At 59.4% G+C, this 12,475-nt stretch carries 11 protein-coding genes; 8 read left to right on the top strand and 3 right to left on the bottom strand.

What is annotated here, in order from left to right; translation table 11 throughout:
- Positions 1-10 precede the first annotated feature (10 nt).
- The 4 genes from HMPREF2942_RS03605 to HMPREF2942_RS03590 all read left to right on the top strand — a co-directional run bounded on the left by HMPREF2942_RS03605 (position 11) and on the right by HMPREF2942_RS03590 (position 4,368).
- Entirely contained in the window at positions 11-973 is a 963-nt protein-coding gene (locus tag HMPREF2942_RS03605) for a cation diffusion facilitator family transporter (protein ID WP_070688414.1), read from the top strand.
- A 357-nt stretch (positions 974-1,330) separates the two neighbouring features.
- Positions 1,331-2,731, top strand: a complete 1,401-nt coding sequence (locus HMPREF2942_RS03600) for a glutaminase (RefSeq protein WP_070688413.1) — start codon at positions 1,331-1,333, stop codon at positions 2,729-2,731.
- 307 nt (positions 2,732-3,038) lie between these two features.
- Positions 3,039-4,049 (top strand): polysaccharide deacetylase family protein, encoded by a 1,011-nt coding sequence (locus HMPREF2942_RS03595; protein ID WP_070688412.1) that lies wholly within the window; start codon positions 3,039-3,041, stop codon positions 4,047-4,049.
- Between the two features lie 46 nt (positions 4,050-4,095).
- Positions 4,096-4,368, top strand: a complete 273-nt coding sequence (locus HMPREF2942_RS03590) for a hypothetical protein (RefSeq protein WP_246824345.1) — start codon at positions 4,096-4,098, stop codon at positions 4,366-4,368.
- Between the two features lie 97 nt (positions 4,369-4,465).
- Here HMPREF2942_RS03590 and HMPREF2942_RS03585 read toward each other — a convergent pair whose 3' ends face one another.
- The 3 genes from HMPREF2942_RS03585 to HMPREF2942_RS03575 form a co-directional block, all read right to left on the bottom strand.
- On the bottom strand, positions 4,466-5,044 hold the full coding sequence (locus HMPREF2942_RS03585) for an excalibur calcium-binding domain-containing protein (RefSeq protein ID WP_083313458.1): 579 nt from the start codon (positions 5,042-5,044) through the stop codon (positions 4,466-4,468).
- A 251-nt stretch (positions 5,045-5,295) separates the two neighbouring features.
- Entirely contained in the window at positions 5,296-6,036 is a 741-nt protein-coding gene (locus HMPREF2942_RS03580) for a DsbA family oxidoreductase (RefSeq protein ID WP_070688410.1), read from the bottom strand.
- 215 nt (positions 6,037-6,251) lie between these two features.
- Entirely contained in the window at positions 6,252-7,373 is a 1,122-nt protein-coding gene (locus HMPREF2942_RS03575; protein WP_049338468.1) for a polysaccharide deacetylase family protein, read from the bottom strand.
- 177 nt (positions 7,374-7,550) lie between these two features.
- Here HMPREF2942_RS03575 and HMPREF2942_RS03570 point away from each other — a divergent pair, with 177 nt between their 5' ends.
- The 4 genes from HMPREF2942_RS03570 (at position 7,551) to nrdE (ending at position 12,418) form a co-directional block, all read left to right on the top strand.
- Entirely contained in the window at positions 7,551-8,660 is a 1,110-nt protein-coding gene (locus tag HMPREF2942_RS03570) for an App1 family protein (RefSeq protein WP_049338467.1), read from the top strand.
- 775 nt (positions 8,661-9,435) lie between these two features.
- On the top strand, positions 9,436-9,660 hold the full coding sequence (gene nrdH / locus HMPREF2942_RS03565; RefSeq protein WP_005505794.1) for a glutaredoxin-like protein NrdH: 225 nt from the start codon (positions 9,436-9,438) through the stop codon (positions 9,658-9,660).
- 74 nt (positions 9,661-9,734) lie between these two features.
- Positions 9,735-10,265, top strand: a complete 531-nt coding sequence (nrdI, locus tag HMPREF2942_RS03560) for a class Ib ribonucleoside-diphosphate reductase assembly flavoprotein NrdI (RefSeq protein ID WP_049338466.1) — start codon at positions 9,735-9,737, stop codon at positions 10,263-10,265.
- Entirely contained in the window at positions 10,238-12,418 is a 2,181-nt protein-coding gene (nrdE, locus tag HMPREF2942_RS03555) for a class 1b ribonucleoside-diphosphate reductase subunit alpha (RefSeq protein ID WP_049356802.1), read from the top strand. Before nrdI ends, nrdE begins: the two co-directional genes overlap by 28 nt.
- The last annotated feature ends 57 nt before the right edge of the window (positions 12,419-12,475 follow it).

Genomic DNA, 12,475 nt, shown 5'->3' with positions numbered 1-12,475 from the left:
GGAGAAGCACATGGGAGCGCACGAACATCACGGCCACGGCGGGCATCATGATCATTCGCATGCACCGAGCCCGGAGGACGCCGCCTTGATGCGTCCGCGCCTGCTGATTGCGTTTAGCTTGGCGGTCGTTATTGTGTTGGCGCAGGCGATTGGTTCGTTGGTCACGGGAAGTCTTGCCCTGCTGACCGATACGGCGCACGCCATTACGGACGCGTCCGGACTGCTGGTGGCGCTCACGGCGGCTTCGCTGATGACGCGCCCGGCAACGTCCCGCCGTACGTGGGGTTTCCGCCGCATTGAGGTGCTTGCCGCCCTCGGGCAGTCGGTGCTGCTGCTGGCGGTGGGTATCTACACGGCGGTGGAGGGTGTGCATCGCCTGTTCGCCCCGCCGGAGGTGCCCGGCACCGAACTGCTGATCTTTGGTGTGGTTGGCCTGGTTGCGAACGCTATTGGCATTGCGGTGCTGGCTACGGCGAGGAACGCGAACTTCAACATGCGTGCCGCGTTCCTGGAGGTGCTCAATGACGCCCTGGGCTCGCTGGGCGTCATTGTGGCGGCTATCGTGATTTGGCTGACCGGCTTCTACCAGGCGGATGCCCTTGCGGGTCTATTCATTGCGGCGCTGATTGTGCCGCGTGCAGTACGTTTGATGAAGCAGACGACGGCCGTGCTCATGGAGTTCACCCCGGACGGCTTGGACCTGGACGCGATGCGTGAACACATGCTGCGCGTTGACGGCGTTGTGGAGGTGCACGATGTGCATGCCTCGATGGTGGCGACCGGTCTGCCGGTGGTGACCGCGCACGTGGTGGTTGCCGATTCGTGCTTCCATGACGGCTCTGCGGTGGCGATTCTGGACCGTATCCGTTCGTGCGTGGCGAGCCATTTTGAGGTGTCGGTGGAGCACTCGACCTTCCAGCTGGAGACCGCCGAGCTGGGTGGTCGTGAGCCGGATTCGATTCGCCACCCCTAGGCTGTGCCCGTAGGTTTTGCCGGGACTTCGCAGGCAGTTCTGCCCGCCGCGGTAAATTACGGCAGAAAACGGCAAGCCAGAACAGGTACCAGAGCCTGAAATAGCGGGGGAGAAGTGACCGTTATATTTGGTGGCTTCAACACGCAAAAGATACACTCTTTAGGGAGCAAAAGGTGCTCCTCACCCACACACTTTGACAGGCCCGCTGGCTGGCTCTTTAGTTTGGTAGCCGCGGTAGCCTGCAACGATGAGCGCCTCAGCCCAGCTGAAACGGAATAGCTGAAACGGAACAGCGGGCGGGCGCATCCATAGATTTTTGACGAGAACAACCACGATTAGCAGCAGATACGGAACACTATGCATTCACCTATTGCCACTTACCTGACCGAGACCCTCGAGTCGGTCGCTTCTGATACCTCCGGTGAGTTGGCAAACTACATTCCGGAACTTGCCGCCGTGGACCCGGACAAGCTTGCCGCGTCTATCGCCATGGTTGATGGTGAGCAGTACGCCGCCGGTGACTCCGATGTGGAGTTCACGATCCAGTCGATTTCTAAGCCGTTCGTGTACGCCCTGGCGCTCGCGGACCGCGGCTATGATGACGTGCTTGCGAAGGTGGGCGTGGAGCCTTCCGGTGAGCCGTTCAACGAGCTGTCCCTGGAGGACGGCTCCGGTAAGCCGCTGAACCCGATGATTAACGCGGGCGCGATTACCACCCATTCGCTGGTTGGTCCTCCCGGTGCGACTCAGGGCGAGCGCATGGAGCGCGTCATTTCTGGTCTGTCTGCGTTTGCGGGTCGCCGCCTGTCGGTGAATGAGCGCGTGTACGAGTCTGAGCTGGAGCACGCGCACCGCAACTACGCGATTGCGCACATGCTGCGCGGCCACGGCATCCTGACCGGTGACCCGACTGTGGCGGTGCAGGGTTATACCCGCCAGTGCTCGCTGATGGTGACGGTTAAGGATTTGGCGTTGATGGCGGCGACTTTGGCGAACTACGGTGTGCATCCGGTGACGGGTGAGCAGGTGGTTCCTAAGACTGTGGTGCGTCAGGTGCTGAGCGTCATGTTCACGTGCGGTATGTATAACGCTGCGGGTGACTGGGCGACCCAGGTGGGTGTTCCGGCGAAGAGCGGCGTGGGCGGCGGCATTATTGGTGCGGTGCCCGGTCAGCTGGGCGTGGCGACGTTCTCGCCGCGTCTGGACGGTCACGGTAACAGTGTGCGCGGTGTAGAGCTGTTCGAGCAGTTCTCGGATGACATGGGCATGCACGTGATGAACGTGCCGACCGTGGCTCGTTCGGCGTTGCGCGCGAACTACCAAATCGGTTCGGGCGATGAGTCTATGCGCCTGATCCAGTTGCAGGGCCGCATCCGTTTTGCGGGTGTGGAGCGCGTGATTCGTGAGATTGTGGAATCCCCGATGGAGGGTTCCAAGGTTGCCCTGGATGTGACTCGCGTGTACGCGGTGGATGAGGTTGCTCAGAGCATGCTCCTGGAGCTGATGCGTCGTCTGCGGAATGACGGGTTCAAGGTGTACCTGATTGATAATGACGAGACGATTACGAATACGGATGCGCTGCGCAGCATGGGTGTGAAGGTTCTGACGAACCCGGCGGCGGTGACTTCTGCTGAGTCGGATGCTGAGCGTGTGGCTGAGGCGGACGCCGAAGAGGCTGCGGAGGCTGCGGCTCTGGAGGCGCTGAATGCGTTGGAATCCGCTCAGGCGGAGCAGCCGGAAGCTTCGGAGTCCGAGTAGGTTTCTCTCCGCGTACTTGGTTGTACGATTGTGTGAACTTATATATTGAGGCCCCTTTCCCAGGCGCGTTATGAACGTGTTCTGGGGGAGGGGTCTTGCTGTGCTTACCTAGAATTGCGCCTTGCGCTGTAGCTGGAGCCGTACCTGGATTGCCTGGCGTGGGGGTAGCTTAGTGTACTGAGCGTGGTCTTCGGTGAGTGAGTGGACTGAACGTGTATAAAGGTTCTTTAATAGCGCCGTTGTTAATCATTAAGTAATATTTTGAATTTTTCGATAGCTGACGGCGGTCTCATCATACACTCGTAATATGAACACTGTTCCACACTCAGAAACCCCTATCACTACTCGTCAATCCACTATTACTGACCCCACCGCTGACCGGGCGGTGGCGGGTGCTTCTGCCCGCGCCTCCATGGGGCGACGGGAACTCTTACAACACGTTGGTACCTTTGGTCTGGGCGCGGTGGGCTTCGGTGTGCTGGGTCTTGGACTCACTGGTTGTACCCCGTCGAACACCCCATCGAGCAGCCCGTCCGGTAGTGCGTCGGGTAGCGCCCCGGCGAGCCCCTCTTCGACCCCTTCGGCAAGCTCGGCGGCTGCCCCTTCCGCATCTGGCTCCGCAACGGGTACCCCATCCCCGACCGCTGCGGCATCTAAGACCGCTTCTGCGACTGCGACCTCGTCGAACCCGGTTCCCGAAGCTCGTGCCTGGACCGGCCCGCAGACCGGCCTGCCCGGTGAGGGCAAGTATATTGCGTGGACGGTCGATGACGGCGCCGACCCGGAGGTGGTACGCGCCTACGCGGAGTTTTCTCGCCGTACCGGCACGCGCCTCACCTTCTTTATCAACGGTCAGTACCCGGCGTTTAGGCAGCATCGTGACCTGTTGTTGCCGCTGGTGAAGAGCGGTCAGTTGCAGATTGCGAACCATACGTATAGTCATGCGGCGTTGACGAGCCTGACGGATGAGCAGATTATTCAGGAGTTGACCCGTAATGATGAGGAGATTAGGCATCTGTTTGGGGTGTCTTCGAAGCCGTATTTCCGCCCGCCGTACGGGTATTATGATGCGCGCGTGTTGGCGGCTGCGGCGTCGTGTGGTTTTACGCGCCCGGTTCTGTGGTACGGGTCGTTGGCGGATTCGTCTAATATTTCTTCGGCTGAGGTGTATGCCTATGCGGAGAGGTATGCGTTGGCTCAGCATATTGTGATTGGGCATTTGAATTATCGGGGTGTGGTGTCTGAGCTGGACCGTATTCGGGCGTTGTTGGATCGGCGCGTGTTGAAGACGGTGACGATTCGCGACTATTACGGGTAGTGCGGGGGAGCCCCGGCGAGGGGTTCCGGTGGGTATACTGGGAGGCATGATGAAGCTTTCTCAGAACCCTATTCTTCGGCAGGTGCACCGTTTCCGTGAGTCGCTGTTGCTTCTGCTGTATTATTCGCTGTCTTTTCTGGGTGTGCGGTGGGTGCGCACGGGGCATCCGCGTGTGGCGGCGGTGTGGTCTGTGGGTTTGTGGCTGAATTTGGTGTTGCGCGGTATGGGCCAGGTGGTGCGTATGCTGGTGCCGGTCCTGCAGGATGCGGAGGCGCGCCGTGCTCGTGCTGAGCGTGCCCGCGCCTACCAGCCGCGCTAACCTCACCGGCTGAGCTGACAGAACGAGGCTGATATGACGAAGCCCCCTCGTACTAGAAATAGTACGAGGGGGCTTCGCTATATCTGGGGGTAGAAGCTTAGTGCTTCTTCTTCGGCTCGCACGCCACGCCGTCACCATCAGAATCAAGACCAGGACGGTAACCCGGCTCGCCACGATGCAACGGCGCCGCACCAGCTGCACGTACCGCATCACAATTCTTGTAATAAACACTCGACTGCGCCGGAGCCTGCTGAACCGGCTGCGCGGGAGCTTGCTGAGCGGGAGCCTCAGCCGCCGGAGCCTGCGCGGGCGCCTGCTGGACGGGCGCCTCCGTAGCTACCGGCGCCTGCTGAACAGGCTCAGCCTGTTGCGCGGGAGCCTCAGAAACCGGAGCTGCCGGCGCCTCCGCGGAAGGTGCCTCAGCCGCCGGTGCCTGCATGGGAGCCTCAGTAGTCGGAACCGGAGACGGGGTTACCGTCGGGGTAGGAGACTCCGAAGAAGTCGCAGACGCACTCGGAGAAGAACTAGGAGTAGCTGAAACCGAAGGGCTAGCAGAAACAGACGTCGACGATGACGCAGAAGGCACAGGCTTCGGAGCGCGAACAGACGAAGAGCAACCAGTCAGCAGCAGAGCACCCGCAAGAACACCAGCGGTCGCGGTGTGAATTTTCAACACAATATTCCTTTATAAAGTGAGTGGACAAGTGTGTTCACCGTAGAACACACACTCAAGTGTAAATGAAAACGGCCCCATTCGCAGGCAATATTGAGCCCCCCAAACATTTCTGACAAGGGAAGACGTAACGTGCGGGCATAGTAAAGCCCCCTCGTACTAGAAATAGTACGAGGGGGCTTCGCTACACCTGGGGCTGCATTAGCCGGGGCGCTAGGGGAGTAGCACCCCCGCCGCGCACTTCTCAGCGGCTACTAGGAGCAGTTGCCGTTCATATCGCAGGACGGACCCGCCTCCGCAGCATTGTTACCTGCAGCATCACCAGCCGCGCCCGCTAGCGGGTTCAAAAACTCAACACGGTGAGTCTCCTCCCACACCTGACGCAGCGCCTGCACCAGCACTTCCGCAGGCTGCGCACCACTGACCGCCCACTTCGACTCAATCAAGAAGAACGGCACACCATTAATGCCCAGCTGGCGCGCCAACTGCTCATCAGCACGCACATCCGCCGCGTAACGGTCGCTCTTCAACACCGCCTCAACCTCAGCAGTATCCAGGCCAATCTCAGAAGCAATATCCAGAATCGACTCGTGATCCTGCACCGAACGGCCCTGCGTAAAGTACGCCAGCTTAAACGCCTCCTCCGCCGCCGATGCCAAACCCTGCTCCGCCGCATAATGAATCACACGGTGCGCATCAAACGTGTTACCGTAACGCGCCTGACGCCAATTGAAATCCAAACCCACCTCGCGGGCACGCTCCGCCAACGACTCCTGGCTCGCAATCGCCTGCTCCAACGGCATCTGATACTTACCGGCAATCATCTCAGGCAGCGAACCGGCAGGATGCTCCGTAGCCGACGGGTCCAGCTCAAAACTATGCCACACCACCTCAACCTCGTCACGGTGCTCAAACTCGGCGAGCGCCTGCTCCAGGTTACGCTTGCCCACGTAGCAGAAGGGGCACACAATATCGGACCAAATATCAATACGCATGTTATCTATTCCTCTCATACTCGGATGCGGCACGTTGCCGCCTGTATGCTCACCTAACGCCCCGGTTGCCGTGTTTATTCCCGGCTATTCCCCAGAGTTTATTCCCGCCGGGTACGGCAAAGCCCCCTCGCGCCGGTTCGTACAGAATCTTCTGCACAGGAATATCCGTACAGGAACCGGGTCAAGGGGGCTTAGCACACGCGAAATACGCGACCCTATCGGCGGGCAGCCGCCGGTGCGGTCGTGGCAGTAGCCGCGGGAGCAGTCGTAGCCGCAGGTGCGGCGGTCGCACGAGCCGGCGGAGCCGTCGTTGCCGCCGGAGCGGTCGTAGCCTGCTGGCTTGCCGCTGCCTCATCCTCATAGCGGGTAGTCGGCGCCTGAGTCGGAGCCTCAGTAGTCGGCTCCGGGGTAGGGGTAGGCGCCTCCGTAGTTGCCTCGGGGGAGGGGGTGTTCTCCTCCGGGGTGGGGGTCGGCGAAGGAGCCGCCGCCTTAATCTCTTCCTCGGATGCGTCACCGTAGTAGTCACGAACCGTCACCGCAGTCAGGCCGCGGTCATCAATCAGGCCCTTCACCTTATCCAGGATCGGGATGATCGTCTCGTAGTTCAGGTGACCCAGCACAATCTGCTGCGGCAGCATGTAGCGGATGCAGCGCATGTAAATCACGCGGGAGCTGGTCTTCGCCTCGTCACCGGTAGTGCCGTTCCACATGACCGGGCGGGTAAAACCAATCTCACCGGCAGCCTTCAGCACCGCATCGTTGTAGCGGCCGTAGGGCGGGCGGAAGTACGGCTTCGACGAGACACCGAACATGCTCATAATCTCGTCTTCGTTACGCTGCAGCTCTTCCTTCACGCCCTCAGCATCCAGGGTGGTCAGGTCAGCGTGGCTGTAGGTGTGGTTCGCAACCTGAATCTGGCCGCTCTGAACCAGCGGGCGCAGCAACGACACATGCTCCTTAAAACCGGTGTAAGAAGCGTTAATGAAGAACGTCAGGCGAGTATTCGTACGCTTCGAGAACTCAGCGTAGCCGCGAATCGCCTCCGGGCTTGCGCCGTCATCAACAGTCCACGCAACATACTTGCCGTCACCAACGAGGGAGTTGCCGATGCCGGGCCATTCGCGCGGCTTATCAACCGGGTTGCCAGCAGCGGCAACCGTCGGCGAATTCGTGGGTGCGGGGCGAGTAGCAGCAGAGGTCTCGCCGCCAGCCTGATACGGAGTGAAATTACCGCTGGTGCCGTCGTAGTCATTCGACTTCTTCGAGCAGGCAGCAATCAGCGGAAGCATAGCAGTGCCGAGCACAAAAAGTCGGCGGTTAGGCTGTGAGTGGGTCATACTCTCCAGGATAACGCCCCCACCTGCAAGGAACGAATCTGAACAGCGAATACACCCTAAATAATGTGCACATCACACCCTGCGCTCAGCACCACAGTATTAATAGGTATAAAAACTACGTATAAGAACACAAAATCCTAAAGCCGCAAGCCGGTAACGCTCCGCTACACTAGTGGGATGGAGAATTTGGGCACTCACGAACTGCGCAACCTTGTGAACGATGCTGCCGACGAGGCAGTCAACATCGGCTACCGTGTTGCAGACCGGCTGCACAGGTGGCGCGAAAAGCGCGCCATCGTCGCCGGTCGCGAGCCTATCCTCGTGCCCACCGAAGGCTACGGCCGTGCCGCCTCCGAAGGAAACCCCGGCTGGGTTCGCATCATCGCCCGCGCACTCTACAAGACGGTCAACCTCGAACGCCTGCTGCAGGTTGTAGAAGGCACCCAAGACACCGCCAACCCCATGCGCGGCTGGCGCTCTTTCACCGCAACCGCAATGTCCGATGCACCCGTCACCATCGTCATCGACGGCACCAAATATGAGGCGTACACCGACCGCGGCGGCGTGCTCGACGTCAAACTCAGCATCGACCTGGACCCCGGCATGCACGAAGTCATCATGTACGTGCCCGGCTCCCGCGCCGTAGCAACCAGCGTCTACATCGTTCCCGAAAGCCAGAAGCTCGGCGTCATCATGGACGTCGACGACACCGTCATGGTCACCATGCTGCCGCGCCCCCTCGTCGCCGCCTGGAACTCCTTCATTCTCGACGAGCACGCACGCATCCCCACCCCCGGCATGGCGGTCATGACCGACCGTATCCGCCGCAGCCACCCGGATGCGCCGTTCATGTACCTATCCACCGGCGCCTGGAACATCACCCCGACCCTGCGCCGCTTCCTCAGCCGCAACGGCTACCCGCGCGGCACGTTCCTGCTCACCGACTGGGGCCCCACCCCCGACCGCTGGTTCCGCTCCGGAACCAACCACAAGGTCGAGTCCCTGCGCCGACTCGCCGAGGAATTCCCGCAGATGAAGTGGATCCTCGTCGGCGACGACGGGCAGCGCGACCCGTACATCTACAACGGCTTTGCGGTACGCTACCCGGACAACGTGGCGGCAATCGTCATCCGCAACCTGACCGTGGGGGAGACCATGCTCGCCTCCGGCCGCGTGTGGAGCGACTACCGCGCCGAACAGATGATGCGCTCGCCGCTGTGGATTGAAGCCACCGACGGCGTAACGCTGAGCAAGAAGCTGCGCGAGCTGGGCCTGATTGATTTCTAAGCGGTTACTGCTCGCCGGTTGCTAAAACCAGCGCTGATACCCAGTAAACCCACCGCAGATACCGCGAAATGCCGGTATATGCGGTGGGTTTTGGTGTTTCAGCGGAATTAACCAACTTAAACCCACGACACACCGGCTCACCAAAAAGAGTTAAAAATCTTTTCTACAGCCTTAATCACATAGCTTAAAGCCGCTCGAAGGGGGTTAACCTCCGCCTTTAAGAAAGTCCGTTCTGCTTTAAAACCGCGCCGTTCCGCGCAAGAACGGGCGAGAGTTAAGATCTCTTTAAAATCAAGCCCGAATCTGCCGGGTTTTATGCCCCCAAACGCATACATGAGGTTAACTGAACCTCAACTCAGCGGGCGAATGAACCCTTAAAAATCCTGACCAACTTAAACCCCACCTGTGGATAACCCGGCACACCCCGCGAAAATACGGCGAACTAGCCCCGCGGCAGGGTGTGGATAAGCTGTAGGCACCCCCTCTTAAGTGGGTTCAACTGTGGGTTTATCGAACGAAACACGACCCTCGCACCACATCATCTTGTGGTGCAGAAAAATCTCGACACTAGATGTAGTATTAATACTCGGTTCCACCACTACGGCACTTTTAGGCGCCCTGCCCCAGCGCAGGAAACCGCCACACCCCCACTAGGAGGGGGCAGCGGACGGCACAGCGCCCGCCGTAAACAATACGTGGTGAAACACCGACGAAACACGCCAGATTCATTCACGAGATAGCCCCGCCCGAGCGGGAGAAAGTAAGAGGCACTCCCATGGTAGTGACCGTGTACACCAAGCCCCAGTGCGTCCAGTGCAACATGACCTACCGCGCCCTCGACGCGAAGGGTATCAGCTACACCAAGGTTGATATCACCGAAGACGCTCAGGCCCTCGAAATGGTCAAGTCCCTCGGCTACATGCAGGCACCCGTCGTCATCGCAGGCGACGAGCACTGGTCCGGCTTCCAGCCCGACAAGATCAACGCTCTGGCAGCGTAACAACCCTGCCGAAACCCGTACAAACGGAAAATCGGCACGGAACCACACCGGCACACGAGAATAAGGAGTACAGATTGAGTACCGCCCTCACGCCCAACCCCGTCGACGAGCACGCAGAAATCCGCAAGATCCTTCTGGATGCACGCAACGCCTCCGAGGGTCGAGCGACCGAGGTCGGACTGGACGATACGGCGCCACTCATCGTGTACTTCTCCTCTATCTCCGGTAACACCCACAAGTTCGTGGAGAAGATCCGTGCCCGCCGCCTCCGCCTGCCGCTGCGCACCGGCGAAGACACCCTCATTCTTGATGAGCCGTTCGTGCTCATCGTCCCCACCTACGGCAAGCCTGAAGGCGCCGGTAACGTTCCCCCGCAGGTGGTTAAATTCCTGAACGTGGAGCAGAATCGCCACCACATGCTCGGTGTGATTGGCTCCGGCAACACCAACTTTGGTCCGCTCTTCGGTATCGCGGCAGACATTGTCGCCAAGAAGTGCGACGTACCGGTGCTCTTCAAGTTTGAGCTCATGGGCACCGATTCAGATGTAGAAAAAGTCAACGAAGGATTGGAAGCATTTTGGACGCAAAACTGCCCTCAGCACTAGAAACTCTCGGTGCGGGCCACAGCGGCAAGAGCGTGCCCGAGAAGTTCAAGGGTATGAGCTACCACGAGCTGAACGCACTGCTGAACCTCTACGATGAGAACGGCCAGATTCAGTTCGATGCAGACCGCCAGGCGGCACGACAGTACTTCCTGCAGCACGTCAACAACAACACCGTCTTCTTCCACGACCTGGAAGAGAAGATTGAGTACCTGATTGAGAACCAGTACTACGAGCCGGAACTCTTCGACAAGTACAACTTCCAGTTCATCAAGAACCTGTTCAAGCGCGCCTACGCCGTGAAGTTCCGCTTCCCGACCTTCCTGGGTGCCTTCAAGTTCTACACCTCCTACGCGCTCAAGACCTTCGACGGTCAGCGCTACCTGGAGCGTTTCGAAGACCGCGTCTGCATGGTCGCACTGCTGCTGGCAGAAGGCAACGAGAAGCTCGCCGAAGACATCGTCGACGAGATCATCTCCGGCCGTTTCCAGCCGGCAACCCCGACCTTCCTCAACGCAGGTAAGAAGCAGCGCGGCGAGCTCGTCTCCTGCTTCCTGCTGCGCATGGAAGACAACATGGAGTCCATCGGCCGCTCCATCAACTCTGCACTGCAGCTCTCCAAGCGCGGCGGCGGCGTGGCATTCGCCCTGACCAACCTGCGCGAGTCCGGTGCGCCCATTAAGAAGATTGAGAACCAGTCCTCGGGCGTTATCCCCGTCATGAAGCTGCTGGAAGACGCCTTCTCCTACGCAAACCAGCTCGGCGCACGTCAGGGTGCCGGTGCCGTGTACCTGCACGCACACCACCCCGACATCTACGCCTTCTTGGACACCAAGCGTGAGAACGCTGACGAGAAGATCCGCATCAAGACCCTCTCCCTGGGCGTTGTCATCCCCGACATCACCTTCGAGCTGGCGAAGAAGAACGAGGACATGTACCTCTTCTCCCCGTACGATGTGGAACGCATCTACGGCGTGCCCTTCTCCGACATCAACGTCTCCGAGAAGTACTACGAAATGGTCGACGATGCACGCATCACCAAGACCAAGATCAACGCGCGTGAGTTCTTCCAGACCATCGCAGAGATCCAGTTCGAGTCCGGCTACCCGTACGTGATGTTCGAAGACACCGTCAACCGCGCGAACCCCATCGCCGGTAAGGTCATCATGTCCAACCTGTGCTCCGAGATCCTGCAGGTTTCTGAGCCGTCCACCTACCACGCTGACCTCGGCTACGAGACCGTCGGTAAGGACATCTCCTGCAACCTCGGTTCGCTGAACATTGCACTGACCATGGACGGCGACGACTTCGGCAAGACCGTGGAAACCGCGATTCGTTCGCTGACCTCCGTCTCCGACCAGTCCGACATCCGCTCCGTACCCTCCATCGAGCGCGGCAACAACATGAGCCACGCCGTGGGTCTGGGCCAGATGAACCTGCACGGCTACCTGGCACGCGAGCACGTCTACTACGGTTCCGAAGAAGCACTAGACTTCACCAACATGTACTTCTACACCGTTGCCTACCACGCAATCCGCGCCTCCATGCAGATTGCTAAGGAACGCGGTCAGCGTTTCGAGGGCTTCGAGAACTCGAAGTACGCATCCGGTGAGTTCTTTGCAAAGTACATTGAGAAGGAATGGGCACCGCAGACCGAGCGTACCCGCGAACTGTTCGCTAAGCACCACATCCCCACCCGTGAAGAGTGGATTCAGCTGGCTGCTGACGTGGCACAGTACGGCATGTACAACCAGAACCTGCAGGCTGTTCCGCCGACCGGCTCCATCTCCTACATCAACGGTTCGACCTCTTCGATTCACCCGATCGCTTCGAAGATTGAGATCCGTAAGGAAGGCAAGCTCGGCCGCGTCTACTACCCGGCGCCGTACATGACCAACGAGAACCTGGAGTACTACCAGGACTCCTACGAAATTGGTTACGAGAAGATCATCGATACCTACGCTGTTGCAACCCAGCACGTGGACCAGGGCCTGTCGCTGACCCTCTTCTTCCGCGATACCGCAACCACCCGCGATATCAACCGCGCCCAGATTTACGCATGGCGTAAGGGCATCAAGACCATCTACTACATCCGTCTGCGTCAGATGGCTCTTGAGGGTACCGAGGTTGAAGGCTGCGTATCCTGCATGCTCTAGCCCGAATGCTGTGACGCATTCAGCCTGAGCTGGCACACTATAACTAAAGACTGGAAG

Source organism: Rothia sp. HMSC071C12, assembly GCF_001813895.1.
Lineage (GTDB): Bacteria > Actinomycetota > Actinomycetes > Actinomycetales > Micrococcaceae > Rothia > Rothia mucilaginosa.
This window is presented reverse-complemented; position numbering and strand designations above follow the sequence as displayed.

What these genes read in the sequence shown, in the direction of transcription:
- HMPREF2942_RS03605 (WP_070688414.1), top strand. Translation starts at nt 11, where the DNA reads ATGGGAGCGCACGAACATCACGGCCACGGCGGGCATCATGATCATTCG.
- HMPREF2942_RS03600 (WP_070688413.1), top strand. Translation starts at nt 1,331, where the DNA reads ATGCATTCACCTATTGCCACTTACCTGACCGAGACCCTCGAGTCGGTC.
- HMPREF2942_RS03595 (WP_070688412.1), top strand. Translation starts at nt 3,039, where the DNA reads ATGAACACTGTTCCACACTCAGAAACCCCTATCACTACTCGTCAATCC.
- HMPREF2942_RS03590 (WP_246824345.1), top strand. Translation starts at nt 4,096, where the DNA reads ATGATGAAGCTTTCTCAGAACCCTATTCTTCGGCAGGTGCACCGTTTC.
- HMPREF2942_RS03580 (WP_070688410.1), bottom strand. Translation starts at nt 6,036, where the DNA reads ATGCGTATTGATATTTGGTCCGATATTGTGTGCCCCTTCTGCTACGTG.
- HMPREF2942_RS03575 (WP_049338468.1), bottom strand. Translation starts at nt 7,373, where the DNA reads ATGACCCACTCACAGCCTAACCGCCGACTTTTTGTGCTCGGCACTGCT.
- HMPREF2942_RS03570 (WP_049338467.1), top strand. Translation starts at nt 7,551, where the DNA reads ATGGAGAATTTGGGCACTCACGAACTGCGCAACCTTGTGAACGATGCT.
- nrdH (WP_005505794.1), top strand. Translation starts at nt 9,436, where the DNA reads ATGGTAGTGACCGTGTACACCAAGCCCCAGTGCGTCCAGTGCAACATG.